The 24,920-nt window shown below is 74.9% G+C and carries 26 protein-coding genes; 9 read left to right on the forward strand and 17 right to left on the reverse strand.

Features of this window, described 5'->3' with window-relative positions:
• Positions 1-21 precede the first annotated feature (21 nt).
• A complete protein-coding gene (locus FH609_RS28070) occupies positions 22-2,025 on the reverse strand; it encodes a choice-of-anchor M domain-containing protein (protein ID WP_139674060.1) in 2,004 nt (667 codons plus the stop codon).
• 188 nt (positions 2,026-2,213) lie between these two features.
• On the opposite strand from FH609_RS28070, the gene FH609_RS28075 reads away from it, so the two are divergent.
• From FH609_RS28075 to FH609_RS28090, 4 genes are all read left to right on the forward strand, one after another.
• Positions 2,214-3,014, forward strand: a complete 801-nt coding sequence (locus FH609_RS28075; RefSeq protein WP_139674057.1) for a TauD/TfdA family dioxygenase — start codon at positions 2,214-2,216, stop codon at positions 3,012-3,014.
• A 62-nt stretch (positions 3,015-3,076) separates the two neighbouring features.
• A complete protein-coding gene (locus tag FH609_RS28080; protein WP_139674054.1) occupies positions 3,077-4,189 on the forward strand; it encodes a FecCD family ABC transporter permease in 1,113 nt (370 codons plus the stop codon).
• 70 nt (positions 4,190-4,259) lie between these two features.
• Positions 4,260-5,081: an ABC transporter ATP-binding protein gene (locus tag FH609_RS28085; protein WP_139674051.1), complete on the forward strand. Its 822-nt coding sequence runs from the start codon at positions 4,260-4,262 to the stop codon at positions 5,079-5,081.
• Positions 5,078-6,073 carry an ABC transporter substrate-binding protein gene (locus tag FH609_RS28090; RefSeq protein ID WP_139674048.1) on the forward strand — a complete coding sequence of 332 codons (996 nt, stop codon included), beginning with the start codon at positions 5,078-5,080 and terminating at the stop codon, positions 6,071-6,073. The genes FH609_RS28085 and FH609_RS28090 overlap by 4 nt, the downstream gene beginning before the upstream one ends.
• Before the next feature lie 99 nt (positions 6,074-6,172).
• Here the strand turns inward: FH609_RS28090 and rpsR are convergent, their stop codons facing one another.
• From rpsR to rpmF, 4 genes are all read right to left on the reverse strand, one after another.
• Positions 6,173-6,424 (reverse strand): 30S ribosomal protein S18, encoded by a 252-nt coding sequence (gene rpsR, locus FH609_RS28095; RefSeq protein WP_139674045.1) that lies wholly within the window; start codon positions 6,422-6,424, stop codon positions 6,173-6,175.
• A gap of 5 nt (positions 6,425-6,429) precedes the next feature.
• A complete protein-coding gene (gene rpsN, locus FH609_RS28100; RefSeq protein WP_139674042.1) occupies positions 6,430-6,735 on the reverse strand; it encodes a 30S ribosomal protein S14 in 306 nt (101 codons plus the stop codon).
• 26 nt (positions 6,736-6,761) lie between these two features.
• The gene (gene rpmB / locus FH609_RS28105; protein WP_139674039.1) at positions 6,762-6,998 is read right to left on the reverse strand and encodes a 50S ribosomal protein L28; all 237 of its coding nucleotides are present in this window, start codon (positions 6,996-6,998) and stop codon (positions 6,762-6,764) included.
• Between the two features lie 89 nt (positions 6,999-7,087).
• Positions 7,088-7,258: a 50S ribosomal protein L32 gene (gene rpmF / locus FH609_RS28110; RefSeq protein WP_122399477.1), complete on the reverse strand. Its 171-nt coding sequence runs from the start codon at positions 7,256-7,258 to the stop codon at positions 7,088-7,090.
• An 88-nt stretch (positions 7,259-7,346) separates the two neighbouring features.
• Here rpmF and rpmG point away from each other — a divergent pair, with 88 nt between their 5' ends.
• Positions 7,347-7,511, forward strand: a complete 165-nt coding sequence (rpmG, locus tag FH609_RS28115) for a 50S ribosomal protein L33 (RefSeq protein ID WP_139674036.1) — start codon at positions 7,347-7,349, stop codon at positions 7,509-7,511.
• On the forward strand, positions 7,508-8,362 hold the full coding sequence (locus FH609_RS28120) for a class I SAM-dependent methyltransferase (RefSeq protein ID WP_139674033.1): 855 nt from the start codon (positions 7,508-7,510) through the stop codon (positions 8,360-8,362). The genes rpmG and FH609_RS28120 overlap by 4 nt, the downstream gene beginning before the upstream one ends.
• Before the next feature lie 19 nt (positions 8,363-8,381).
• Here FH609_RS28120 and FH609_RS28125 read toward each other — a convergent pair whose 3' ends face one another.
• The 5 genes from FH609_RS28125 to FH609_RS28145 form a co-directional block, all read right to left on the reverse strand.
• Positions 8,382-9,422: a DUF5914 domain-containing protein gene (locus FH609_RS28125; protein WP_139674031.1), complete on the reverse strand. Its 1,041-nt coding sequence runs from the start codon at positions 9,420-9,422 to the stop codon at positions 8,382-8,384.
• The gene (locus tag FH609_RS28130) at positions 9,419-10,411 is read right to left on the reverse strand and encodes a phytoene/squalene synthase family protein (RefSeq protein ID WP_139674029.1); all 993 of its coding nucleotides are present in this window, start codon (positions 10,409-10,411) and stop codon (positions 9,419-9,421) included. The genes FH609_RS28125 and FH609_RS28130 overlap by 4 nt, the downstream gene beginning before the upstream one ends.
• Positions 10,408-11,934, reverse strand: coding sequence for a phytoene desaturase family protein (gene crtI / locus FH609_RS28135; protein ID WP_139674026.1), 1,527 nt, complete (start codon positions 11,932-11,934; stop codon positions 10,408-10,410). Before crtI ends, FH609_RS28130 begins: the two co-directional genes overlap by 4 nt.
• A 150-nt stretch (positions 11,935-12,084) precedes the next feature.
• Positions 12,085-14,205, reverse strand: coding sequence for an MMPL family transporter (locus tag FH609_RS28140; RefSeq protein WP_139674023.1), 2,121 nt, complete (start codon positions 14,203-14,205; stop codon positions 12,085-12,087).
• A gap of 105 nt (positions 14,206-14,310) precedes the next feature.
• Complete coding sequence (locus FH609_RS28145; protein WP_139674019.1) at positions 14,311-14,775, reverse strand: MarR family winged helix-turn-helix transcriptional regulator; 465 nt, start codon at positions 14,773-14,775, stop codon at positions 14,311-14,313.
• Between the two features lie 220 nt (positions 14,776-14,995).
• Between FH609_RS28145 and FH609_RS28150 the strand changes: the two genes are divergently transcribed.
• Positions 14,996-16,507, forward strand: coding sequence for a cryptochrome/photolyase family protein (locus tag FH609_RS28150; RefSeq protein ID WP_139674016.1), 1,512 nt, complete (start codon positions 14,996-14,998; stop codon positions 16,505-16,507).
• A 40-nt stretch (positions 16,508-16,547) separates the two neighbouring features.
• On the opposite strand, the gene FH609_RS28155 is transcribed toward FH609_RS28150, so the two are convergent.
• From FH609_RS28155 to FH609_RS28170, 4 genes are all read right to left on the reverse strand, one after another.
• A complete protein-coding gene (locus FH609_RS28155) occupies positions 16,548-17,435 on the reverse strand; it encodes a hypothetical protein (protein ID WP_139674013.1) in 888 nt (295 codons plus the stop codon).
• A gap of 175 nt (positions 17,436-17,610) precedes the next feature.
• Positions 17,611-18,624, reverse strand: a complete 1,014-nt coding sequence (locus tag FH609_RS28160; RefSeq protein ID WP_226962013.1) for an N-acetylglucosamine kinase — start codon at positions 18,622-18,624, stop codon at positions 17,611-17,613.
• Positions 18,621-19,298, reverse strand: a complete 678-nt coding sequence (locus tag FH609_RS28165) for a uracil-DNA glycosylase (RefSeq protein WP_139674007.1) — start codon at positions 19,296-19,298, stop codon at positions 18,621-18,623. Before FH609_RS28165 ends, FH609_RS28160 begins: the two co-directional genes overlap by 4 nt.
• Positions 19,299-19,415: 117 nt before the next feature.
• Positions 19,416-20,498, reverse strand: a complete 1,083-nt coding sequence (locus FH609_RS28170) for an NADH:flavin oxidoreductase/NADH oxidase (RefSeq protein WP_139674004.1) — start codon at positions 20,496-20,498, stop codon at positions 19,416-19,418.
• 173 nt (positions 20,499-20,671) lie between these two features.
• Between FH609_RS28170 and FH609_RS28175 the strand changes: the two genes are divergently transcribed.
• Positions 20,672-21,031, forward strand: a complete 360-nt coding sequence (locus FH609_RS28175; RefSeq protein WP_139674001.1) for an ArsR/SmtB family transcription factor — start codon at positions 20,672-20,674, stop codon at positions 21,029-21,031.
• 52 nt (positions 21,032-21,083) lie between these two features.
• On the opposite strand, the gene FH609_RS28180 is transcribed toward FH609_RS28175, so the two are convergent.
• Complete coding sequence (locus FH609_RS28180) at positions 21,084-21,791, reverse strand: DUF305 domain-containing protein (protein WP_139673998.1); 708 nt, start codon at positions 21,789-21,791, stop codon at positions 21,084-21,086.
• A 132-nt stretch (positions 21,792-21,923) separates the two neighbouring features.
• Here FH609_RS28180 and FH609_RS28185 point away from each other — a divergent pair, with 132 nt between their 5' ends.
• Positions 21,924-23,399: an LVIVD repeat-containing protein gene (locus tag FH609_RS28185; protein WP_139673995.1), complete on the forward strand. Its 1,476-nt coding sequence runs from the start codon at positions 21,924-21,926 to the stop codon at positions 23,397-23,399.
• Here the strand turns inward: FH609_RS28185 and FH609_RS28190 are convergent.
• The gene (locus FH609_RS28190; protein ID WP_139673992.1) at positions 23,390-24,049 is read right to left on the reverse strand and encodes a TetR/AcrR family transcriptional regulator; all 660 of its coding nucleotides are present in this window, start codon (positions 24,047-24,049) and stop codon (positions 23,390-23,392) included. The genes FH609_RS28185 and FH609_RS28190 overlap by 10 nt on opposite strands.
• Before the next feature lie 152 nt (positions 24,050-24,201).
• Entirely contained in the window at positions 24,202-24,900 is a 699-nt protein-coding gene (locus FH609_RS28195) for an HAD family hydrolase (RefSeq protein ID WP_139673988.1), read from the reverse strand.
• Between the last annotated feature and the right edge of the window lie 20 nt (positions 24,901-24,920).

Raw genomic sequence — 24,920 nt, forward strand, 5'->3', positions numbered from 1 at the left:
GCCCGCCCTCACCGGCGCGCCTCAGGCGCGGGCCGCCAGGCGTCGCCGGGCGAACACGAACGCCGTGGCGCCGGTGGCCAGCAGGGCCGCGCCGGCCCCGCCGACCAGCAGCGGGGGCACGCCGTTGCCGGTGCTGGCCAGGTTGCCGTCCCGGCCGCCGAGTTGGGCGTCGGGCAGCGTGCAGTCCTCGCCGTCGGCGGTCTTCCCCACGGTCACCGTCTCGGTGGTCGTCCCGCCCTGCGCGGCCAGCCCGCTGGGCGCGTCCCCGACCGCGAAGGTGTAGGTGGCGGCGTCGCTGGTCAGCGACTCGCCGCTGTCCGGGTCGGTGGCGGTGGCTGCGGCGGTGAGGGTGTAGGTGCCGGCCTCGGTGAACGTCCACTGGGCGTGGGTGTGCGCCGGGCTCTCCTCCCGCACGGTGCCGGGCAGTTCGAGGTCACCGCCCTCCAGGATCGGAACGGCGCCGCCGAAGGTGTTGGTCGTGTACAGGTAGACCTCGCCCGGCCCCTCGACGGAGGTGATGTCGATCTCCACGTCGGTGTAGCCGCTGCCGGCCACCCCGTTGGTGTCCCAGCCGGGCCAGATCAGGTTCGGGTCCTGGGTCAGCGGCAGCAGATAGCCGGCCGGCGCGCCCGGGTAGCCCTCGGGAATCTCCTCGGTGAACGCCTCGGGCTTGACGTGCAGCACCACGTCCTCGGGCGCGTGGGTGACATGGCTGCCGGTCACGTCCTCCTTGAGGTTGAGGATCAGGTCTCCGCCCTCGGTCAGCACGTTGAACGCGTCGATGTGCCCGTGGTCCAGCACCAGCGCCTCGCCCGGCTCGGCCGGCACCTCGCGCTCCTCCTCGACGGGGAGGCAGACCGGCTCGTCGTCGCCCCCGGTCGAGGAGCCTCCGGCCGAGGAGCCGCCCCCCGAAGCGCCGCCGGCAGCGGACCCGCCGCCCGTGGTGCCGTCGCCGGACGCCGAGCCGCCGCCGGAGGTGGCGTCGCCGCCGTCCGAACTCCCGCCCTGGGCACCGGAGTCGGAGCCGCCGGCCGCGCCGCCCGCGTCGTCACCGCTCCCGCCGGAGTCCTCGCCGCCGTGGTCGTCGATGTGGATGGTCACCGGCTCGGAGGCGGCCACCACCTCGTGGTCCTCGTCGAGGAGTTCGGCCTTCAGCTGCTGGCCGTCGACCTCGGCGGTGCCGGTGTAGGTGTCGCCGTCCCCGCCCTCGGCGGCCTCCCACTCGGCATCGGCGGAGTCCCGGCTGTACCAGTGATAGTGGTCCAGCTCGGTCGGAGCGTTCGGCACGGCCGTCAACTCCACCGCGTCGCCGGTGTGATAGTGGTCACCCAGCCCCTCGACGGACAGGGCCGTCGGCTCCGGGTCCGGCTCCTGACGCTCGCCCACCGCGAAGGTGTAGGTCGCGGCCTGGCTGGTCAGCGACTCGCCGCTGCCGGGGTTGGTGGCGGTGGCCTCGGCGGTGAGGGTGTAGGTGCCCGCCTCGGTGAACGTCCACTGGGCGTGCGTGTGCGAGGGAGTCTCCTCCCGCAGCGTGCCCGGGAGTTGGTGGCCGCCGTCCTCCAACAGCGAGGTCACCGTGCCGAATCCGGTCAGCGTGTAGAGGAAGACCTCGCCCGGCCCCTCCACCGAGCTGATGTCGATCTCCACGTCGGTGTAGCCGCTGCCGGCCACCCCGTTGGTGTCCCAGCCGGGCCAGACCAGGTTCGGGTCCTGGGTCAGCGGCAGCACATAGCCGGCCGGCGCGCCCGGGTACTCCTCGGGGATGTCGTCGATCCAGGCGTCCTCCTTCACATGCAGCAGCACATCCTCGGGCGCGTGCCGGACATGCGAGCCCGTGACGTCCTCGGCGAGATCGAGGACCAACGCGCCGTCCTCCACGGCGACATGGAACGCGTCGATATGGCCGTGGTCGAGAACGAGGGGGTCGGCGGCCTGCGCGCTGCCGGTGGCGCCCGCCGCCAGCAGGGCGGCGGCCATCAGGCCCGCCACGGCGTGCCGCCGTCTCGGGCGTATGCGGGTGGTCATGTCGGTGTGGTGCTCCTTCTCCGGGTTCACTTCCGCAAGCCCGCGCAGCCGCGGACTTCACGCTAAAAAACGACAATCGTTTCCACGGAGCATACCCGCTACCGGGAACCATTTTCATTTAGGATGCGCGGCGAGGCCGCCCGGCCGCCGAGCGCCGGGCGTCCCCGACGCGAAAGGAGCCCGCCCCCATGCCCGTTGACGCAGCCCCCGCCCCAGCTCCCGGTCACGCCGCCCCCGACCGCGCCTGCGGCGTCCGCCCGGAGCGCGTTCCGCTCGCGCGCCCCGCCGAGGCGGCGCGCGCGCTCGCCCGGGACGGCGCCGTGCTGCTCACCGGGGCGGAGGCGACGGCCGACGCGCTGGTGGTCGCGGCGGCGACCGTGCTCGGCGCGCGGCTGCGGGAGCTGTACCCGCTGCGCGAACGGACCTCGCGGGACGGCGGCCCGGTCCGGCTGCACGCCGACAGCCTGGACCTCGTCGTGGACATCGGCGGCGTGCCCACCCGCCGGCGCCACCCCGACGAGGACCATGTCCTGGTCCAGTGCCTCGCGCCCGCACCGTCCGGCGGGGCCTCGTTCGTGCTGGACGCCTATCGCTTTGTCGACCAACTGGCCGCCGAGGAACCGGCGTTGCACACGTTCCTGACCACCGTGGACGTGGACCTCTACGGCGGCTGGGTCGGGCTGCGCGGGCTGCCGGCGCGCCCGCGCGTCGCCCGCCATGTGGAGTTCACCCGGAGCGGGCGCCGGGTGGTGCGCCGCACCGAGGGCGCCGTGCCGCTGCACCGCGACCCCGACGCCGAGCGCGTCCGCGAGTCGCTGGCCCGCCTGGAGGCCCGGGTCCTGGCGGCCGAGGAGCGGCTGCCCCGCTTCACGCCGGCCGCCGGCGAGATCCTGCTCCTGGACAACTACCGCTGCTGGCACGGCCGTGACCCGCACGCCGGCGAACGGAGCGTCCGCATCCTCACGTTGCGCACCGCGGACGCCCGCTGACCTCGGGCTGTTCACTCCGGGTCAGTTGAAAATGATTACCAGTATGTCTATCGTTCCTCGGCATGGTCTCACCTCCCGCTCGCCTCCCCGTGGCGGCCGGCCCCGCGCCGGAGCCGGCGGAGCCCGCTCCCGAGCCGCCCGCCGGCCGGGGCTCCGTACTCCCGGTCGCCGGGCTGGCGGTGCTGCTCGCGGCCTCGGCCCTGCTCGCCATCGGCTGGGGCTCGGCCGTCATCTCCCCAACGGACACCGCCCGTTACCTGTGGGCGGCGGTCAGCGGCGGCACCATCGCGGCCGACGAGGTGACCCGCTACCAGATCGTCTGGCAGGTGCGCACCCCGCGCGTCCTGCTGGCCGTGGTCGTCGGCGCCGGGCTCAGCGCCATCGGGGTGGCCGTGCAGGCGCTGGTCCGCAACGCGCTGGCCGACCCGTTCGTCCTGGGCATCTCCTCCGGCGCCTCGGTCGGCGCGGTGGCGGTGCTGACCGTCGGCCTCTTCGGCTCGCTGGGGATCTACGCGCTCTCCGTCGGCGCCTTCGCCGGCGCGCTGGCCGCCTCGGCGCTCGTCTACCTCGCCTCCTACAGCCGCGCCGGGCTCACCCCGCTGCGGCTGGTGCTCACCGGGATCGCGCTGGCCTACGGCTTCCAGGCGCTGATGAGCGTGCTGGTCTACCTCGCGCCCGACGGCGAGGCCACCCACACCGTGCTGTTCTGGACGATGGGCGGCCTCGGCGCCGCGACCTGGGGCACGCTGCCGGCCGTGGCGGCCACCGTGCTGCTCGGCGTCGCGGTGCTGCACCGCGCCAGCCGGTCGTTGGACGTGCTGGCGCTCGGCGACGAGACCGCCGCCAGCCTCGGCGTCGACACCACCGCGCTGCGCCGCCGGCTCTTCGCGCTGACCTCGCTGATGACCGGGGCGATCGTCGCGGTCAGCGGCGCCATCGGCTTCGTCGGGCTGATCGTTCCCCATCTGACGCGGATCGTGGTCGGCGCCCGCCATGTCCGGGTGCTGCTGGTCGCGCCGCTGCTCGGCGCCGTGTTCATGGTCTGGGCCGACCTGTTGGCCCGCACCCTCGCCGCGCCCCGCGAGCTGCCGCTCGGCGTGATCACGGCGCTGGTCGGGGTGCCCGTCTTCATCACCCTGATGCGGCGGCGGGGCTACCTCTTCGGGGGCCGGTGAGATGGCGCCCCCCGAAGCGGAACACCCGGAACGCCCGGAACACCCGGAACGCCTGGAAGGGGCCCGGGAGATGCTCAGGCTCGACGCGCTAACGGTCGAGGTCGGCGACGCGACGCTGGTGCGGGCGCTGTCCCTCTCCGTGGGGGCCGGGGAGGTCGTGGGCCTGGTCGGGCCCAACGGCAGCGGCAAGTCCACCGCCCTGCGCTGCGTCTACCGCGCGCTGCGCCCCACCGGCGGCACCGTCTGGCTCGGCGAACGCGAGCTGTCCACGCTCTCGTTGCGGGAGAGCGCGCGCGGCGTCGCGGCGCTGACCCAGGAGAGCGGGACGGAGATGGACTTCACCGTCGAGGAGGTCGTCGCCCTCGGCCGCACCCCGCACCTGCGCGGCAACCAGACGCTCGGCGCGCGGGAACGGGCGCTGTGCCGGGACGCCATGCGCCGCCTGGACGTCGCGCACCTGGCCGACCGCGGCGTGCTCACCCTCTCCGGCGGGGAACGGCAACGGGTGCTCGCCGCGCGGGCGTTGGTCCAGGAAGCCGGGCTGCTGGTGCTGGACGAGCCGACCAACCACCTCGACATCCGCCACCAGGTGGCGCTGCTGCGCCTGCTGCGCGACCCCGAACTGACCGTGCTGGTCGTGCTGCACGACCTGAACCTGGCCGCCGCCGTCTGCGACCGGATCGCCGTGCTGGACGCCGGCGCCCTGGTGGCGGTCGGCCCGCCGGCCGAGGTGCTCACCGCCGAACTGGTCGAGCGGGTCTTCGGGGTGGCCGCCACCGTCGTGCCCCACCCGCTCACCGGGGACCCGCAACTGCTCTACACCCTGCCGCCCGAGTCCCCAGGGCCCCCGAGGCCCCACGGCACCCACCGAACACGAGGAACCCGCCCATGAACGCACGCCGTTGCCGCACCGCCCTCGCCCCGACCGTGGCCGCCACGCTGCTGCTCGCCGGCTGTGGCGCCGAGGTCGCCGACGACTCCGGCGGCGACGCGGAGACCACGACCGTGGCGCGCTGCGGGGAGGAGGTGGAGTACCGAAGGCCCGAGCGGGCCGTGGTCTACGAGGCGGGCAGCGCGGACAAGCTGTTCGTCCTGGGGCTGACCGACGCGGTGCACGGCTATGTGATGCCGCCCGCCAACCCGCCGGTCGAGGAGTCGCCCTGGGCCGAGGAGTACGCGCGGGTCGAGATGCTCAGCGACGACCTGCTCAACCGCGAGCTGGTCGTCGACGAACGGGCCGACCTCGTCGTCGCCGGCTGGCAGTCGGGCTTCAGCGACGAGCGCGGCATCACCCCGGAGATCCTCGACGACCTGGGCATCCAGAGCTTCCTGCACAGCGAGACCTGCTACAACTACCCCGAACACCCCTTCCACGTCACCCCGTTCGAGGGCCTCTACACCGACCTGGAGCGGCTGGGCGAGATCTTCGGCGTGCAGGACCGCGCGGCCGAGGTGGTCGCCGGGCTGCGGGAACGGGTCGAGGCGGTGCGGGAGAGCGCGCCCGAGGGCCGGCCGCCGCGCGTCTTCCTCTACGACTCGGGCACCGAGCAGCCGTTCACCTCGGGCAACCAGGCGCCGCCCAACGAGATCATCGAGATCGCCGGCGGGCGCAACATCTTCGCCGACCTCACCGAGCGCTGGACCTCGGTCGGCTGGGAGCCGGTCATCGAGGCCGACCCCGAGGTGATCGTGATCCTCGACTACGGCGACCAGCCGGCCGAGGAGAAGATCGACTTCCTCACCTCGTCGCCGGCCCTGGCCGAGGTGACGGCCGTCCGCGAGCGGAACTTCCACCTCCTCGACTACAACGAGGCCATCTCGGGCCCGCGCATCGTGGACGGCGCGGAGCACTTCGGCGCGTATCTGCGGGAGCTGAGCGACTGAGCGGCCGAGCCGCCCCGCCGGCCTCTCGCGTCAACGGCCCGGCACCCCGGACGAGTTCGGGGCGCCGGGCCGTCGGCGTTCGCGGGCCTCAGCGGGGCCTCAGCGGGGCGTCTGCGGGGTGGTCGGGTAGGGGAGCAGCGCCATCTCACGGGCGTTCTTGATCGCCCTGGCCATCTCCCGCTGCTGCTGGACGGTCAGCCGGGTGACCCGGCGGCTGCGGATCTTCCCCCGGTCGGAGATGAACCTCCGCAGCAGGTCGACGTCCTTGTAGTCGATGTGCGTGATGCCCGCCGCGACCAGCGGGTTGGGGCGGGGCGGGCGGTCCCCGCCCCTGCGGGGGTGTCGGGGCACGGCGCTCACCAGCTCGACTTGGTGACGCCGGGCAGCTCCCCGGCGTGCGCCATCCGGCGCAGGTTGATCCGGGACAGCCCGAAGGCGCGCAGATGGCCGCGCGGGCGGCCGTCCACGCTGTCCCGGTTGCGCACCCGGGTCGCGCTGGCGTCACGCGGCTGCCGCCGCAACTCCCGCTGCGCGGCCTCCCGTTGCTCCGGGGTGCTGAGCGGGCTGCGGATGGTCTCCTTCAGCTCCGCGCGCCGGGCGGCGTAGCGCGCGACGATCTCCCTGCGCTGCTCGTTCTTGGCGATCTTGCTGGCCTTGGCCACGGTGGTTCGTCCTTCTCGGATGGTCGTCAGATCTTCTCGCCACGGGCCCGGATGCGGGCGACCGCCCGCTCGATGCCGATGGCGTCCACGGTCTTGATGCCCCTGGCGCTGAGGGTGAGCCGGACGAACCGGTTCTCGCTGGGCAGCCAGTACCGCTTGTGCTGGATGTTGGGGTTGAACCGGCGCCTGGTGCGCCGGTGGGAGTGGGAGATGCGGTTGCCGAACGCCGGGCTTCGGCCGGTGAGTTGGCAGTGGGCGGACATGGCCGCTCCTTTCCTTGAGGTTTCTTGGGTTTTCTTGGGTTTTCTTGGGGCGTTGGGGGTTCCTCGGGGCGCGAAGGAGGTGTCGCGGGTCAGTCCTTCGGCGTCAACAGGCCGCGCTGGTAGGCGCGGACCAGGTTGCGGGGCACCAGATGGCGGCGGCCGTCGACGGTGATCGGCACCAGGTCGGGGGTGCTCGCCTTCCAACGGGCGCGGCGGTGGCGGGTGTTGCTGCGCGAGAGCTTGCGCTTGGGCACGGCCAACGGGCTCGGCTCCTTCGTGGGCACGCGGGGCCACGGGAGACGGCCGCCGCTTATTGAACATGGTTCCCGTTTGCGTATAGTAGCGCGCATGGCTCGCGACGACATCCGCCCGGTGATCAAACTCCGCTCCACGGCGGGCACCGGCTATACCTATGTGACCCGCAAGAACCGCAGGAACGACCCCGACCGCCTCGAACTGCGCAAGTACGATCCGGTGGTCCGCCGGCACGTGCTGTTCCGGGAGGAGCGATGACCGCCCCCGAACGCCCCGGGCACGGCCCGGGCGTCCGCCCCCGCCTCGGCGTCGTCCAGGAGACCCTGCTGATACCGCTCTACGGACGGGCCGTCGAACACGCCGGGCCCGACCCCGCGCTCGCCGACCCCCGCGCCGTCGAACTGGTCGAGGCGATCGACCACGACTTCGCCCGCTTCGACGGACTGCCCAGCCTCACCGGGGCCGTGCTGCGCACCCTGCTCTTCGACCACTGGACCCGGGACTTCCTGGACCGCCACCCGACGGGCACCGTGGTGGAGGTCGGCACCGGCCTGAACACCCGCTTCGAGCGGACCGACAACGGCCGGGCCCGCTGGTTCGACCTGGACCTCCCCGACGTCATCGCCCTGCGCCGCGCGTTCTTCACCGACACCCCGCGCCGCACCACGCTCGCCGCCTCGGTCACCGAGGACGGCTGGCTCGCCGAGATCGCCCAACACGCCGACGGCCCGCACCTGTTCACCGCCGAGGCGGTGCTCCCGTTCCTCGACGAGGCGCAGGTGCGCGACCTGCTGCGGCGCCTCGCCGGACGGCTGCCCGGCGCCCTGCTCGCCCTGGACACCAACACCCCGGGCCTGGTCGCGGCCCAGGACGAGCACGACGCGCTGAGCCGGGTCGAGGCCAGGCTGCGCTGGGGCTGCGCCGACATCGAGGTCGTGGGCGACTGGGTGCCGGGCAGCCGGGTCCTGGCCTCCCACACCCTGACCTCGCTGCCGCCCCCGGTCCACGACGCGCTGCCAGCCCGGCACCGCGCGATGCTGGCCGACCTGGCGCGCCAACGGCTGCCGGCCGTCGAGGAGTACCGGATGCACCTCGTCCAACTGCCCTGAGCGGGGCGGGCGTCGGCGCTCAGCCCGGCCAGCGGCCCGTGGCGCGCAGCCGCCAGCGGCGCTCCGCGTAGGCGAGGTCGTCCCGCCACAGGCGGGCGGCCGTCGCGCGCAGCGCGGGGCGCAGCAGCGGCGCGCAGGCGCGGGCCAGGGCGAAGCCCGGGCGGCGCGACGTCGCCACCACCGCCTCGACCACGGCGGTGCGGGGCCGGCCACCCGCGTCGGGCCCCAGCGGGGTGGCGTGCGTCTCCACCACCGAGCCGACGCCCTCGCCCGCCACGATCCGCATCACCACGGTGCGCGGCCCCGGCGCGCTGAACTCCGCCCGCACCGGCACCACCAGCCGCCCCGCCACCCGGAACGAGACCTCCACCAGCAGCCGTTCCTCGTCGCCCGCCGAGCCGCTGTGGCCGACCGAACCGTCGTCGGGCGCCGAACCGTCGTCGGGCGACGGCAGCACCCGCAGGTCGACAAAGGAATAGGGGTGCAGCCAGGCGCCGTGCCAGGGGTCGAGCCGGTTGGCCACCACATCCTCCGGCTCGCAGCGGCCGAGACCGGTGTAGACGGCCGTCAACGCGCCCTCGCCCGGCGGGCGTCGGGGCACCGGCGGCGCCGGCAGCGGCGGCTCCCCGCCGAGCGCGTCCAGCCGCACCCACAGCAGCGTCCCGTCGTCCACCACCGGCAGCGGCGCCCAGCCGGCGAACGGCGCCCCGTCCAACGCCAGCCCGTGCCAGGGACACACCACGGCCCCCGCGCACACCGGCGCCCCCGCCAGCGGGGCGCCCAGGTGCGGGCACGCACCGGGCCCCGCGCGCGGGCGCCCCTCCGCGTCGCGCCACAACACCACCTCCGCGCCGCCCACCACGCGCCCCAGCGCGCGCCCGCGCCCGAGCGCCGAACTCGCGCCCACCACATACCAGTTGCCCCAGGGCCGCGACTGCGCCCGCTTGACCGCCTCGGCGATCCGCGCCGGCGCCGCCGCCCGCCAGGTCGGCTCCTGCTCCGCCCACCGCCGGCCCGGGCGGCGCAGCCGCAGCGGCCAGCGCCCCGGCGCCGCGCTCACCGCGCCACCGCCCCGGCCGCCGGGCGGGCCGCGCCCGCCCCCGCCCGCGACCTGGCCAGCGCCACCGCGCCAAGCCCGACCAGCGCCACCGCCGCCCGCCGCCGGCGCGGCACCACCACCCGCCGCCGCAGCACCGGGAAGCCCGCCCGCTCCACGGCCCGCAGAATGTCCCGATAGAGCACGAACGCGGTGCGCACACACGGCCGCGCCACCGGGTCGAGCAGCGCGATCCCCGGCTCCGCCTCCCGGTAGACCTCCCGGTTCAGCGCGGTCGCCGCCCGCAGCGCCGCCGTGACGCGGGGGTCGTCCGCGCCCGTCTCCCGGCTCCAGCGCAGCAGTTCGCGGTCCACGCCGTGCGCGGCCAGCAGGTCAGCTGGCAGATAGACCCGGCCCCGGTCCAGGTCCTCGCCCACGTCCCGAAGGAAGTTGGTGAGCTGGAACGCCACCCCCAGCGCCGCCGCGTGCGGCGCGGCCCGCTCGCGCGGCGCCACCGTGCCCAGCACGGGCAGCAGCTGGAGGCCGATCACCGCCGCCGAGCCATGGGTGTAGCGGCGCAACGCCGGATAGTCCGGGTAGTCCGTGACGGTCAGGTCGCTGCGCATCGCCGTCATGAAGTCGGTGAAGTGCCGCGCCTCGATGCCGTAGCGGGCGGCGGTGTGCGCCAGGGCGCGCACCACCGGGCTCGTGCCCCGCGCGCCCTTCCGCCGGGCCGCCCCGTCCAGCGCGGCGGTCAGCTCGTCCTCCAACGCCCGCAGCGCGGCGGCCCGTTCCGCCACCGGCGCCGCCGCGCCCAGGTCGTCCACGATGTCGTCGGCCCAGCGCGCGAAGCCGTAGAGCGCGTGCACCGCCGGCCGGCGCTCCGGCGGCAGCAGCCGGGTCGCCAGGAAGTAGGTGCGGCCGTGGCGGGCGTTGAGCGCCCGGCAGTGCGCGTAGTCGGCGCGCAGCGCCGGGTCCGTGATCCCGGCCGCGTCCAGCTCGGCCCGGGTCACCGCGCGCCGCCCGTGATCCGGGCCGCCGCCAGCTTCCCCGACAGCACCGCCATCGGCACGCCGACGCCCGGCGTGGTCCCGCCGCCGGCGAGCACCGCGTTGACGGTGCCGCGCACCAGGTTGCGCGGCCGGAACGGGCCGGTCTGCGCCGGCGTGTGCGCCAGCGAGAACGGGGTGCCCGCCGGATGCCCCTGGTCGCTCCAGTAGGCAGGCGTGACCAGCGACTCCTCCTCGATCGCCGCGCCCAGCCCGGCCAGGCCCCGGCGTTCCAGCGTCGCCAGCAGCGCGTCCCGGTAGCCGGGCGCCAGCGCCCGCCACTCCTCCGGCCCGGGCCCCAGCCGGGTGTTGGGGCAGGGCGCCAGCACCGACAGCAGCTCGCGGCCCGGCGGCGCCAGCGTCGGGTCGCTCGCCGTGGGCCGGGTGATCAGCAGCGAGGGATCGCTCATCGGCCGCCCGGCGACGGTCAGTTCGTGGAACGTCCGCCGCCAGGCCGCGCCGAACGACAGCGTGTGGTGGTCCAACGAGGGCCAGGCGCCGCGCACCCCGAGGTGCAGCACCACCGCCGAGGGCGCGTGCCGCGTCGGCAGCGGGCGCAGCGGGCGGCGGCCCAACAGCCGGTAGCTCACCTCGGGTTCCGGGGTGAGCACCACGGCGTCGCAGGGCAGCCGGCCGTGCGGGGTGCGCACAGCGACGATCCGCTCGCCCTGCCGCTCCAGCGCCAACACCGGTTCGCCGTAACGGAGTTCGGCGCCGGCCTCGGCGGCGGCGCCCGCCAGCGCGCGGGGCAGCGCGTGCACCCCGCCGCGCGCCGCGAAGACGCCGGCCACGGTGTCCATGTAGGCGATCACCGCGTAGGCCGCGAGGGCCCGGGCGGGGGAGACGCCGGCGTAGAGCGCCTGGAAGGTGAAGACCCGCCGCAGCCGCTCGTCCTTCAGGAAGCGCGCGACGCGCGGCTCCAGCCGGCCCAGCCCGCCGAGCGCGGCCAGCCGCAGCAGGTCGGGGTGGAGCAGCTCCAGCGGGGAGTCGAAGTTGGTGTCGACAAAGCGCCTCATCTGCGCGGCGTGCAGCCGGGTCAGCCAGCGGCGCAGCCGCCGGTAGCCCACCGCCTCCCTGGCGCCGGCGAACCGGGCCACCTCGGCCTCCATCGCCTCCGCCCCGGCGCGCACCGCCAGCCGCGAGCCGTCGGCGAACCGCGCCTGGTAGACCGGGTCCAGCGGGGTCAACTCCAGCCGGTCGCCCAGCTTCTCGCCCAGCGCGGCGAACGGCTCGGCCAGCAGCTCGGGCATCGTCAGCACCGTCGGCCCGGTGTCGATCGCGAAGCCGCCCAGCTCCCAGCGCCCGGCCCGCCCGCCGGGCAGCGCCGCCCGTTCCACCACGGTCACCCGCCGTCCCGCGCCCAGCAGATGGCAGGCGGCCGAGAGCCCGGCGAGCCCCGCGCCCACCACCACGACATGGTCGCTGGGGCCCGGCACCGTCCGTGGGCGGCGGCCCGGCACACCGCCACGTGACCTGACCCGCCGCATGGCACCTCCGCGCGTCGCTCGACGTTCCGGGACGCCGCACCGTGCGGCCGCCGCCGGGGCGTTTGTCCCGCCATCGGCCACTTCATCACGGTTGGTGCGCCGGGGGCGCGATGGCGCGGCCGCGTGCCGCCCGCTCGGCGTGCCGCCCGCTCAGCGCCCCCGCGCGCCGGAGGGCTCGGCCGCCGAAGGCTCGGCGCGGCGCGCCAGCGCCCCCGGCCACCAGGCGCGCGGCCCGAGGTCCCGCACCAGCGCCGGCACCAGCAGCGAGCGCACCACCAGGGTGTCCAGCAGCACGCCGAAGGCCACGATGAACGCGATCTGCACCAGGAACGCCAACGGGATCACGCTCAGCGCGGCGAACGTCGCCGCCAGCACCACCCCGGCCGAGGTGATCACCCCGCCGGTCGAGGTCAGCCCGCGCCGCACGCCCTCCCGCGTGCCGTGCTCGCCCGCCTCCTCGCGGACCCGGGACATCAGGAAGATGTTGTAGTCCACGCCGAGCGCCACCAAAAAGACGAAGCCGTACAGCGGCACCGAGGAGTCCGTTCCGCCGAAGTCGAACAGCCCCTGGAAGACCAGCGCCGAAACCCCCAGCGTGGTCAGGAAGTTGAGCCCCACGGTCGCCACCAGAAGCAGCGGCGTCACCAGCGATCGCAACAGGCCGATGAGAATCAGCAGAATGATCGCCAACACCACCGGAACGATCACGTTCCGGTCCTCGCCGGCCGTTTGCTGGGTGTCGTACTGCTGCGCCGTGTAGCCGCCGACCAGGGCGTCCGCGCCGTCCACCGCGTGCACCGCCGCCCGCAGCCGCACCACCGTCTCCCGCGCCGCGTCGCTGTCCGCCGCGTCGGTGAGCGTCGCGTCCACCCGCACCCGGCCGTCCACCACCAGCGGCTCGCCGCCGCCCGGACGCCCCGACGCGCTCACCGGCGCGGCCGAGGCCACCCCGTCCGTCGCCTCCGCCGCCTCGACCACCGCGTCGAGCGCGTGGGCCTCGGCGATCACCACCGTCGGATTGCCCGAGCCGCCGGGAAAGTGCTCGCTCAGCGCCTCCTGCGCGGCGACCGAGGGCGCGTCGTTGACGAAGATCTCGTCCAGCGGCACCCCCTTGGCGTTCAACGTGGGCGCGAAGGCCGCGCCCGCCAGCAGCGCCACCAGCGTGACCGCCCACACCCGGCGCGGCGCCCGGTCCACCAGCGCGGCCACCCGCCGCCACACCGGATGCCCCTCGCCGCCGGCGCTCGGCCTCGGCCGCGCCGGCCAGTACGCCGCCCGCCCCAGCAGCACCAGCGCCGCCGGCAGGAACGTCAGCGCGCTCAGCACCGCGCAGCCGATCCCGATCGCCCCGACCGGCCCCAGCGCCCGGTTGTTGGTCAGGTCCGACAGCAGCAGCGCCAACAGGCCGAGGGCCACCGTCGCCCCGCTGGCCACGATCGTGCCGGCCGACCGGCGCAGCGCCACCCGCATCGCCGCCCACCGGTCGTCCCGCGCCGTCAACTCCTCGCGGAACCGGGCGGTCAGCAGCAGCGCGTAGTCCGTCGCCGCCCCGATGACCAGGATGAACAGGATGCCCTGCACCTGCCCGTCCACCCGCACCACGTCCCGATCGGCCAGCGCGTAGACCACCGCGCAGGCCAGCGCCAGCGCGAAGACCGCACCCACGATGATCACCAGCGGCAGCAGCACCGAGCGGTAGACCAGCAGCAGGATCAGCAGCACCGTCAGCAGCGCGACGCCCAGCAGCAGTCCGTCGATCCCGGCGAACGCGTCCGAGAGGTCGGCCTGGCTCGCCGCCGGCCCGGCCACCTGGACCGAGGTCCCCGGCACCCGCTCGGCCGCCACCACGATCCGGTCCAGGACCTCGCCCAACTCCTCGTCCAGCTCCGGGTCCAGCGGCACCACGCCCTGGAGCGCCCGCCCGTCGTCCGAGGGCAGCGCCGGCGAGGGCTCGTCCGCCACCGCCGCGTCCCCGGCCAGCGACCGCAGCGCCCCGCTCGCCTCGCCGGCCGCCGCCTCCGGCAGCGGGCCCGCACCCTCGTCGGCCGTCCACACCACGATCGCCGGCAGCGGCTCCTCCCGCTGGAACGCCCGTTGCCGCTCCAACACCCGGGTGGACTCCGCGCTCTCGGGCAGGAACGCGGCCTGGTCGTTGGTCGCGACCTCGCCGAGCCGCCCGGCGAACGGGCCCAGGCCCCCGCCGACGCCGAGCCAGAGCAGGAGGACGACCAGGGCGAGCAGCCACCCGGTCCTTCGTGTGCTGCCGAACATGAGGTGCTCCAGGGGACGGCGAACTTACTCGACGAGAAACAATCTCAATCATCAAGATATATGAGGGTGCGGACACCCCGGGCGCCCGCCCCCGAACGCCCGGCCTCAGCGGCGGGGCGCCGGCAGCTCGCCCAACTCCTCGCCCAACTCCCGCAGGAACCGCGCCACCACGGCCAGCTCCGCCTCGTCGAACCGCTCCCGCACGGCCTCCGTCACCCGCGCCAACGGCCGGAAGTACTCGCGCGCCGCCGGCTTGGCGTCCGCCACATAGTGCACATGCACCACCCGCCGGTCGTCGCTGGCGCGCGAACGCCGCACCTGCCCGGACCGCTCCAGCCGGTCAAGACAGGCCGTCACCGCGCCCGAGGTCAGCCCCAGCCGCGCGCCCAGCCGCCCCGGCGTCAACGGCTCCTCGCTGTCCAGGATCACCGCCAGCGCCTGCACGTCCGTCGGATGCAGCCCCCGGGCCAGCGCGAAGCCGTGCACCAGCCGGTTGATCTCGCCGTTGACACGTCTCAACTGGCGCGCGAACGCCTGGAGGTCGGTCGCCTCCTCCTCGGTACCGGGCATCCCGTCAGCCTATAGAAGCCACCGGAACCCGGCCGCGCCTCGTCCGGCAAACGGTCGTCCCCGCCCCGACCACCCGCGCGCCGGAACGCCGACGCCGCCCCGCTCGGTGAGGATGACCCGCGAGCCGCACCGCCCCCACCCAGGAGCCCGCCATGCCCGCGCCCCCACCCGCGCCCCCGCCGTCACCACCCAGATGCGCCGAAGCCCGCCGCGAGCACCCATGAGCGACACCCCGCACTGGCTCTTCGGCGACCAACTCGGGCCGCACTTCACCCGTTCCGGCCCCCACGGCCCCGCCCGCGACGCCCCGCTGGTGATGATCGAGGCCCGCTCCGTGCTGCGCCGCCGCCGCTTCCACCGCGCCAAGGCGCACCTGGTGCTCTCCGCGATGCGCCACCGCGCCGCCGAACTCGGCGACCGCGTCACCTACGTCCGGGCCGACACCTACCGCGAGGGACTCCGCACGGCGGTCGGGGACCGGCCCGTCACCGTCTGCCACCCCACCTCCCGCGCCGCCCTCGGCCTGGTCACCTCGCTCGACCAGGTCACCGTGCTGCCGCCGCGCGGCTTCCTCGTCCCCCTCGACGCCTTCCGCGCCTGGGCCGAGGAGAAGGGCGACGCCGCGCTGCGCCAAGAGGACTTCTACCGCTGGGTCCGCCGCGAACACGACCTGCTGATGGACGCCGACCAACCCGCCGGCGACCACTGGAACCTGGACCACGACAACCGCGAGCCGCCGCCGTCCGACGCCGAAACCCTCGGGCTGCCCGCCCCCTACCGCCCCCGCGAGGACGCCATCGACGAGGAGGTCCGCCGCGACCTCGACCGCTGGGAGCGCGCCGGCGAGGTCTCCTTCGTCGGCGCGGACGGCCCCCGCCGCTTCCCCGCCACCCGCCGCGAGGCCCTCGCCGCGCTGCGCCGCTTCGTCCGACGCCGGCTGGCCGACTTCGGCCCGCAGGAGGACGCGATGCTGGCCGACGACCCCGTGATGAGCCACAGCCTGCTCTCCTCCTCGCTCAACCTGGGCCTGCTCGACCCGGCCGAGTGCGTCGCCCGCGCCGAGGACGCCTGGCGCACGGGGAAGGCCCCGCTCAACAGCGTGGAGGGCTACGTCCGCCAGGTCGCCGGCTGGCGCGAGTACGTCTGGCAGCTCTACTGGCACTTCGGCGAGGACTACCGCCGGCGCAACGCGCTCGACCACCACGACCCGCTGCCCGACTGGTTCCTCGAACTCGACGCCGACGCCGTCACCGCCCGCTGCCTGCGCACCGTGCTGACGCAGGTCAGGGACACCGGCTGGACCCACCACATCCCCCGGCTGATGGTGCTGGGCAGCTACGCCCTCCAGCGCGGCTGGGACCCGGCGGCGGTCACCGACTGGTTCCACCGCTGCTTCGTCGACGGCTACGACTGGGTGATGCTGCCCAACGTCGTCGGCATGTCCCAGTACGCCGACGGCGGGCTGATGACCACCAAGCCCTACACCTCGGGCGGCTCCTATGTGAACCGGATGAGCGACCTGTGCGGCCCCTGCGCCTACCGGCCGAACGAGCGGGTGGGGGAGCGGGCCTGCCCGTTCACCGCCGGCTACTGGGCGTTCCTCCACCGGCACCGCGAACGGCTCGGCGACAACTGGCGGATGGCCAGGACCCTCGGCGGCCTGGACCGACTGAGGGACCTGGACGCGCTCCTCGACCAGGAACGGAGAAGGTCACCCGCCGCACCCCCGTGAGCCCACCCCCGTGAGCCGGCCCCGTGCCCCGGGGCGCGCCTCAGCGCAGCGGCCCCTGCTGGCCCGCGCGCTGCGGGTCCAGGCCGGCGGCCGTCATATAGGTCGAGAGCACCAGCTTGCCGATCGCCGGGTAGGCCCCCAGCGGCTCGGCCGCCGGGCAACCGGCCTCCTTGGACGCCGACTCCAGCAGCCCCTCGGGGATCTCGGGCCCGATCAGGCAGGGCGCCAGCGCCAGTTGCCGCGAGCCGGCCTCCAACAGGCGGTTCGCGGTGGCCGCCACCGCGCCCTCCTCGTCGAGCGCCGCCGCCAGCACCGGCACCGCCAGCCGCGCGGAGAGCAACATGCCGGTGATGCCGGCCGTCTGCACCGCCTCCTCGCCGCCCACCGTGGTCAGCACGATGCCGTCGGCCGCCGTCGCCACCGTGAACAGCCGGGCCCGGTCGGCCCGCGCCAGACCCGACTCCGACAGCCGCACATGCACCGCCTCGGCCAACAGCGGGTGCGGCCCCAGCACATCGGTCAGCTCGGCCCCCGAGCCGCTGCTCAACACCGTCTGCCGTATCCCGCGCAGCTGGGCGCTGTCCGGGCCGGCCAGCAGCGGCACCACGATCGCGCTGGGCGCCCCCGACGCCTCGGACGCCGCCGCGTCCGCGCTCGCCAACACCGACTCAAGGGCCGGGAGTTCCTCCTCGGTCTTCTCGGCGAAGCCGATCCGCGCGTCCAGGCCAGGCAGCTCGGAGCGCGCGATGCTCAGCACCTCCTCGGCCACCGACAGGCTCGCCGCCGACGGCACCCCGGGCACGGCGAGCACCAGCGGGGGCGCGCCCTCAGGCGCGGAAACCGGCTCCGGCCTGCGGTGACGGCCGGACTGGCGAGGGCGCGGCATACGTACGGGGAGGCCGGAGGCTGGCCCTGTCGAGGAGCTCATGTCGCCGCATGTTAATGCCTTGATGTGGTTGGCTGTTCGCCCGGGGGCACACCAAGCGCTTGTGTCCCGGTATATCCCGCACGTCGGTGTGACGCACCGGCCCCCCGCTTTTACTCTCGGTCCCACCTCGGTCCGGCAGGCGCGGCATCGGCCGTCCCGGCTCGCTGGCCCCGGCCTACCCCCGGTCGTCCACCAGGTGCAGCAGTCCCGGGTCGGCCGGCAGCCGGCAGGCGCCGAACGCCAGCCGCCCCGCGATCAACAGCGCGCCCTCCAGCGGCCCGCCGGCCGCCTCCACCACCTCGACCCCGGGCAGCCGCCGCGCCAACTCCCCGGCCAGCGGCCCGGTCAGCGGCTCGCCCAGCCGGAACAGCCCGCCGGTGAGCGCGATCCGGCCCGCCTCGCCCGGCGGGCAGACGGCGGCCAGGGTCCCGGCGATCTCCGCCGCCGCCTCCGCCAGGATGCCCGCCGCCACCGGGTCGGGCTCCGGCCCGGCCGCGCAGCGCGCCACCTCCGGCGCGAACGAGGCCAGCACCGCCGGCCGGTCGGCGCGCGGATAGAGCTGCCCCGGCAGCCCCGCCATCGGCCCGAACGCGGCCTCGGCGCGCGCCAGCAGCGCGGCCGAGCCGCCCGGCCTGCCGTCGTGCTCCCGCAGCGCGGCCTCAAGGCCCCGCCGCCCGATCCAGGCCCCGCCGCCGCAGTCGCCCAGCAGATGGCCCCAGCCGTCCGCCCGCCGCCAGCCGCGCAGCTCGGTGCCCAGCGCGATCATCCCGGTGCCGGCGGCGGCCACCGCGCCCGGCGTCTCGCCCAGCGCCCCCGCGTACCCGGTGACCGCGTCCGCCGCCAGCGCGAGCCGCCGCGCGCCGAGCCCGGCGGCCAGCGCCTGCGGCAGCTCGGCGCGCAGCCGGCCGCCCAGTGTCGCCATGCCCGCCGCGCCCACGCAGACCGCGTCGATCCGCGCGGCCGGCGCCGCGCCGTCGAGCAACGCCCGTGCCGCCGGCAGCAGTTGGGCCAGCAGATGGCCGGCGTCGATCCCGCCGGGCCCGGTGCGCACCGGCTCGTCCGTGCGCCGCTCGCCGGCCGCCGGCGCCACGCCGTCGGCCGTCGCGCGCGCCAGCGCGATCCGCAGGCCCGAGCCGCCGGAGTCCACGCCCAGCACCCAGGCCGCGCCGCCGTCCTGGCCGGTCGTCACGGGAGCTTCCAGTCGACGGGGGAGGCGCCCTGCTCGGCGAGCAGCGCGTTGGCCCGGCTGAACGGGCGGGAGCCGAAGAAGCCCCGGTCCGCCGACATCGGCGAGGGATGCGCCGACTCCACGGCCGGCACCGGGCCCAACAGCGGGCGCAGGTTCCGCGCGTCACGGCCCCACAGGATCGCCACCAGCGGCCGGCCCCGGGCGGCCAGCGCCCGGATCGCCTGCTCGGTGACCTCCTCCCAGCCCTTGCCCCGGTGCGCGGCGGGCCGCCGGGGCGCGGTTGTCAGCGCCCGGTTGAGGAGCAGCACGCCCTGCTGGGTCCAGGGCGCCAGATCGCCGGTCGAGGGTCTGGGCAGGCCCAGGTCGGTGTTCAGCTCCCGGAAGATGTTCTCCAGGCTGCCGGGAAGCGGGCGCACCTCGGGCGCCACCGAGAACGACAGCCCCACGGCGTGCCCCGGCGTCGGATAAGGGTCCTGACCGACGATCAACACTCGTACGTCGTCGAAGGGTTGTTGGAAGGCGCGCAGGACGTTCTGTCCGGCGGGTAGGTAGGTGCGCCCGGCGGCGATCTCCGCGCGGAGGAAGTCCCCCATCGCCGCGATCCGTTCGGCCACCGGCGCCAGCGCCTTCGCCCACCCCGGCTCGACAATCTCATGCAATGCTCGTGCTGCCACGGTCCGTCACCCTACTGGCAAGCACCGACAGTCCGTTGCCGGGTCGCGGTCACCGCCGTCCCCCCGGCGCGCGGGGCCTCCCGTGCGCCGGGGCAACGATATGCCCGTGCCGCCGGCTCAGTGGGCCCGCTCGTACGGCAGCGGCACCGGGGCCCCGGCCACGCCCAGCTCCCGGGCCGCCCGCTGCGGCCAGTACGGCTCCCGCAGCAGCACCCGGCCGAGGAAGACCGCGTCCGCCTCGCCGGCCTCCAGGATCTTGGCGGCCTGCGCCGGCTCGGTGATCAACCCGACGGCCGCGACCGGCAGTTCGGTCTCTCTCCGCACCCGCGCCGCGAACGGCACCTGGTAGCCGGGCTCGGTCGGCACGGTGACCCCGGCAGCGTTGCCCCCGCTGGAGACGTCCAACAGGTCGACGCCCCGCGCCCGCAACGCGCCGGCCAGCCGCACCGTGTCGTCCGGCGTCCAGCCGCCCTCCGGCAGCCAGTCGGTCGCGGAGACCCGGAAGAACAGCGGCAGTTCGTCCGGCCAGACCGCGCGCACGGCCTCGACGACCTCCAGCGCCAGCCGGGTCCGGCCGGCGAAGTCCCCGCCGTAGCGGTCGGTGCGGCGGTTGCTGTGCGGGGAGAGGAACTCGCCGATCAGATAGCCGTGCGCGCCGTGCACCTCGGCCACCTGGAAGCCGGCGGCCAGCGCCCGCCGGGCCGACGCCACGAACTGCTCGACGACCTCGCCGATCTCCGCCTCGGTCAGCTCGTGCGGCACCGGGTACCCGTCGGTGAACGGCACCGGGCTCGGCCCCAGCGTGGTCCACGGCGCCTCGTCCTCGCCCAGCGGCCCGCCGCCCTCCCAGGGCCGGTGCGTCGACGCCTTCCGCCCGGCGTGGGCCAGCTGTATCCCGGCGACCGCGCCGTGCGCGCGGACCGCCGCGACCACCCGGGTCCACGCCTCCTGCTGCCGGTCGTTCCACAGCCCCGCGTCGGCCGGGCTGATCCGGCCCTCGGGGCTGACCGCCGTGGCCTCCGACAGCACCAGGCCCGCGCCGCCGACGGCGCGGCTGGTGTAGTGGGTGAAGTGCCAGTCGTTGGGCGCGCCGACGTCGGGACCCGAGGTGTCCGCCGAGTACTGGCACATCGGGGCCATCCAGATTCGGTTGGGCACCGTCAACGACCGTGATGTCCACGGCTCGAACAGCGAACTCATGCGGTTCCTCCAGCGTGCGGCCCGGGGTGGGGCGTTCTCCGGGCGGCGGGCTCGGCTCGGAAAATTAGTACGAAGGGCATCGTATAAGGGTGGGCGGTCCACTGACGAGGGCGCCTGGTGAGAGGGCCGGGCGAGGGCGCCGGGCGTCGCCGCCCCTTCCGTACCATGGGCCCATGACCTCCGACGCCCCCGGCCGCGCCCGTGCCCTGGCCCACCCCGACCGCGCGGAGATCCGGCTGGAGCAGGTGCTGCACGCGCTGGCCGACCCGGTGCGGCTCTCGCTCGTCCGCACGCTGGCGGACGCGGGGGAGGAGCTGCCGTGCTCCGCGTTCCCGGTGCCGGTCACCAAGTCGACCTCCACCCACCACTTCCGGGTGTTGCGCGAGGCCGGCGTGATCCACCAGGTCTACCGGGGCACCGCCAAGCTGAACGCGCTGCGCCGCGCCGACCTCGACGCGCTCTTCCCCGGCCTCCTCGACGTGGTCCTCGCCGCCCGCCGGGATCAGGAGTCCCCGGCCCGCAGCGGCGCGTAGCCCGCCGGCGCGGCGCCCAACTCCCGGGCGCCGCGCGGCCGTTGCGGCTCGCTCACGCCAGCGCCGCCATCCGGTCGATCTCCGCGTTCTGGGTGGCGATCACATCCGTGGCCAGCTGCTCCACGGTCTGGTCGGTCGTGGTGCCCAACACCTCGGCCGCCATCGTCACCGCGCCCTCGTGGTGGCGGGTCATCAGCTCCAGGAAGAGCGCGTCGAACGCCGCCCCCTCGGCCTCGGCCAGCTCGGCCAACTCCTCCGGCGTGGCCATCCCCGGCATCGCCTCCCCCGTGCCGCCGTGCTCCCCGTGGTCGCCGCCGTGGTCGCCGTGCCCGCCGTGCTCCTCGCCGTCCGCCACGCCCCGGTCGTCGAGCCAGGCGCGCATCACCTCGATCTCCGGCCCCTGCGACGCCGTGATCCGTTCCGCGATGCCGCGCACCGCGTCGTTCTCCGCGCGCTCCAGGGCGAGTTCGGACATCTGGAGCGCCTGCCCGTGGTGGTCCACCATCCGATGCAGGTAGCCGATGTCCGCCGCGTCCGGCTCGCCCGGCTCCGGCACCCGCTCGGCGGCCTCCTCCGGGCTCAGCGTCTCCGCGTCCTCGCCCGGCGCGCCGGGCGCGATCACCCCCGGGCCCTCCTCCGAGGCGGAGGCCCCGTCGTCCCCGCTACACGCGGTCAGGCCCCAGCCGGCCACGAGCGCGGCGACGAGCAGCGGGAACACGGCGGAGCTGCGCCGCGAGGCGGCGCGGGGACGGTCCGTCAACGGGGGCCTCCTGTTACGGGAGATGACAGTCTTGTTGCCAATATTGATATGTACATGTAGCTATCCATACTGAAGGGTACGCACACCGGCGCCAACTCCGCGGTCACCCCTGCGGACTGAGGGAGGAAAGACGTGACACCGTTCCACCGAGCACGCCGACGCCGGAGAGGACTCGGCGTGCTGGCTGCTCTGACGGGGCTGCTGGCCACCCTGCTCCTGGCCGGACCAGCCGCCGCCACCCCCGACCCGGACCGTGACCCCACCGCCCGGACGGAGACCTCCGAGGACGCCGGCGCACGCACCCGCGCGGCCATCGCCGACGGCGAGATACCCGGCGTGGACGAGATCGTGCACAGCGACAACATCACGCCCCTGGCCAACATCCCCCGCGAGGACGGCCTGACCGGCACCAACAGCGACATCGCCTTCCAGGGCAGGTACGCGTTCGCCGGCAACTACGACGGCTTCGTCGTCTACGACATCAGCCGCCCCCGCTCGCCCCGCATCGTCAGCCAGGTCCTCTGCCCCGGCGCGCAGAACGACATCTCGGTCTCGGGCGACCTGCTCTTCCTCTCCGTCGACTCCTCGCGCAGCGACGACTCCTGCGCCAGCGAGGCCCAGCCGGCGACCGAGGCGGACTCCTGGGAGGGCATCCGGGTCTTCGACATCAGCGACGTGCGCAACCCGCGCTACGTCTCCGCCGTCGAGACGGCCTGCGGCTCCCACACGCACACCCTGGTGCCGGAGCGGCGCGACGTCTACGTCTACGTCTCCTCCTACTCGCCGAACGCCACCTTCCCCGACTGCCAGCCGCCGCACGACGGCATCTCCATCGTGAAGGTGCCCAGGAACGCGCCGGAGCGGGCCGCGCTCTCCAGCTTCGACGTGCTCTTCCCCGACGGCGGCTTCCCCGGCGACGACGACGGCTCGGCCACCACCGGCTGCCACGACATCACCGCCTACCCCGCCCTCGACATCGCGGCCGGCGCCTGCATGGGCGACGGCATCCTGCTGGACATCTCACGCCCCGAGGCGCCCCGGGTGCTCGACCGGGTGCAGGACGCCGAACACTTCGCGTTCTGGCACTCCGCGACGTTCAGCCAGGACGGCCGCAAGATCGTCTTCACCGACGAACTCGGCGGCGGTGGCGCCCCCACCTGCAACGCCACCATCGGCGACGAGTTCGGCGCCAACGGCATCTACCACGTGCGCGGGCGCGGCGACGACCGGTGGCTGGACTTCCAGAGCTACTACAAGATCCCGCGCCACCAGGCCGACACCGAGAACTGCGTCGCCCACAACGGCTCGCTGATCCCCGTGCCCGGCCGGGACATCATGGTCCAGGCGTGGTACCAGGGCGGCGTCTCCGTCTGGGAGTTCACCGACTCCGACAACCCGCGCGAGATCGGCTACTTCGAGCGCGGCCCGGTCAACGGCGACGAACTCGCCTTCGGCGGCGCCTGGTCCGCCTACTACTACAACGGCCACGTCTACTCCAACGACCAGAAGGGACTCGACGTCCTGCGCATCGACGACCGGCGCACCGACCCGGCGCGCTGGGTGCGGCTGTCCGAGCTGAACGTGCAGACCCAGCCGACCTACCGCTGAGGCCACGGCCCGGGCATCACCGGACGCGGCGTGCCGCCGGGCGGAGGATCGCCCGGCGGCACGCCCAGCTCCCACGCCAGCCCGTAGCGGGCGAACAGCTCCGCGCGCAGCCGCCCCGGCGGCATCGGCGCCCCCGGCAGCAGCTGCGCGACCACCGCCCCCATCAGCAGCGCCCGCAGCACGCGGTAGTCCGTGTCCGGGTCGGCCGAGCCGAACGCCACCACCGCGCCGCGCAACAGGGCGGCCAGCCGCTGCTGTTCGGCGCACTGGATGAAGCCCTCGTACTGCAACAGCCCCGCCATGTGCGCCCGCATCAACACCGGCTGCTCCGCCGCCAGCCCCAGGATCGCGTCGATGGACCGCGCCATCAGCTCGGGCCCCGCCCCGGGCCCCGCCGGCACCGGCGGCCGCTCCTGCGCCGCGGCCAGCGTGCGGTGCATCAGACGGTGAACCGCCGACTGGAGAAGCTGACGCTTCCCGGGAAAGTAGTAGGAGATCAACCCGCGCGCCGCGCCCGCGTGATCCGCGATATCGCCCAAGGTCGTGGCCTCGTAGCCGCGTTCGGCGACCAGCTCGACCGTCGCCTGGAGCAGCCGTTCGCGGGAACGTCGACGCATCTCCTCATTGACCGATGCGCGGCGAGGCGACATGCTGGGCTCCCGTTGACTGGCTGGCAGCCAATATACTCAGCCGGACATCCGGACCTCCGCGCGACCACGGGCGGAGCCAGACCGGCGGCGGTATCGGGCGGCGCGGGGGACCGCCCGATACCGCCAACGGCCCCCGGCACGCGCCGCCCGCCTCAGCCCACCAGGTCGATCACCGGCAGCAGATCCCCGGGACGCTCCGTCACCGGCAGATGCCGCACCAGGTGCACCGCGCAACCCAACGCCGTCGCCCCGCCGTCCGCGCGGGCGTTGTCCCCGACCATCAACGCCTGCTGCGGCGCCACCCCCAGCGCCTCGCAGGCCAGCGCGAACAGCGGCGGATCGGGCTTCTTCACCCCGTGTTCGTAGCTCAGCGCGAACGCGTCGACCAGCGGCAGCAGCCCGTGCTCGCGGAAGAGCGGCCGCAGGTCCCAGCCGATGTTGCTCACCACCGCCACCGGCACCTCCCGCTCCCGCAGCGCCGCCAGCACCTGCCGGGTGTCCGGGTAGGGCCGCCAGGCGTCCGGCTCCATGTGCCGGTCGTAGAGCACGTCGTACACCTCGGGCGGCCCCGGCAGCGGCACCCGCCGGGCCAGCGTCACATACAGCCGCCGGTGCCCCGAGGGGTCCACGTCCCGCGCCTCCCACAACTCCCGCAGCTCCGGCGGGATCTCCTCGGGCTCCGACCCGCCTGGCAGCGCCCCCACCCGCTCCAGCTCGCCCGCCAGCCGCCGCAGCTCCTCCCCGGACACCTCGACGCCGACCCGCGCGAGACCCTCCCGCAGCCAGTCGACGGTCGGCTCGATCCGCAGCAGCGTCCCGGAGAAGTCGAAGAGCACACCCCTGATCGTCATGACTCCGATTCTTTCCCGGC

The sequence above is a fragment of the Streptomyces sp. 3MP-14 genome (assembly GCF_006334905.2).
GTDB classification, from domain to species: Bacteria; Actinomycetota; Actinomycetes; order Streptomycetales; family Streptomycetaceae; genus Streptomyces; species Streptomyces triticirhizae.

Bases quoted from the DNA above. Each gene is read 5' to 3' on its own strand.
- FH609_RS28070 (WP_139674060.1), bottom strand. From the start codon at position 2,025: ATGACCACCCGCATACGCCCGAGACGGCGGCACGCCGTGGCGGGCCTG.
- FH609_RS28075 (WP_139674057.1), top strand. From the start codon at position 2,214: ATGCCCGTTGACGCAGCCCCCGCCCCAGCTCCCGGTCACGCCGCCCCC.
- FH609_RS28080 (WP_139674054.1), top strand. From the start codon at position 3,077: ATGGTCTCACCTCCCGCTCGCCTCCCCGTGGCGGCCGGCCCCGCGCCG.
- FH609_RS28085 (WP_139674051.1), top strand. From the start codon at position 4,260: ATGCTCAGGCTCGACGCGCTAACGGTCGAGGTCGGCGACGCGACGCTG.
- FH609_RS28090 (WP_139674048.1), top strand. From the start codon at position 5,078: ATGAACGCACGCCGTTGCCGCACCGCCCTCGCCCCGACCGTGGCCGCC.
- rpmB (WP_139674039.1), bottom strand. From the start codon at position 6,998: ATGTCCGCCCACTGCCAACTCACCGGCCGAAGCCCGGCGTTCGGCAAC.
- rpmG (WP_139674036.1), top strand. From the start codon at position 7,347: ATGGCTCGCGACGACATCCGCCCGGTGATCAAACTCCGCTCCACGGCG.
- FH609_RS28120 (WP_139674033.1), top strand. From the start codon at position 7,508: ATGACCGCCCCCGAACGCCCCGGGCACGGCCCGGGCGTCCGCCCCCGC.
- crtI (WP_139674026.1), bottom strand. From the start codon at position 11,934: ATGCGGCGGGTCAGGTCACGTGGCGGTGTGCCGGGCCGCCGCCCACGG.
- FH609_RS28140 (WP_139674023.1), bottom strand. From the start codon at position 14,205: ATGTTCGGCAGCACACGAAGGACCGGGTGGCTGCTCGCCCTGGTCGTC.
- FH609_RS28145 (WP_139674019.1), bottom strand. From the start codon at position 14,775: ATGCCCGGTACCGAGGAGGAGGCGACCGACCTCCAGGCGTTCGCGCGC.
- FH609_RS28150 (WP_139674016.1), top strand. From the start codon at position 14,996: ATGAGCGACACCCCGCACTGGCTCTTCGGCGACCAACTCGGGCCGCAC.
- FH609_RS28155 (WP_139674013.1), bottom strand. From the start codon at position 17,435: ATGAGCTCCTCGACAGGGCCAGCCTCCGGCCTCCCCGTACGTATGCCG.
- FH609_RS28170 (WP_139674004.1), bottom strand. From the start codon at position 20,498: ATGAGTTCGCTGTTCGAGCCGTGGACATCACGGTCGTTGACGGTGCCC.
- FH609_RS28175 (WP_139674001.1), top strand. From the start codon at position 20,672: ATGACCTCCGACGCCCCCGGCCGCGCCCGTGCCCTGGCCCACCCCGAC.
- FH609_RS28190 (WP_139673992.1), bottom strand. From the start codon at position 24,049: ATGTCGCCTCGCCGCGCATCGGTCAATGAGGAGATGCGTCGACGTTCC.
- FH609_RS28195 (WP_139673988.1), bottom strand. From the start codon at position 24,900: ATGACGATCAGGGGTGTGCTCTTCGACTTCTCCGGGACGCTGCTGCGG.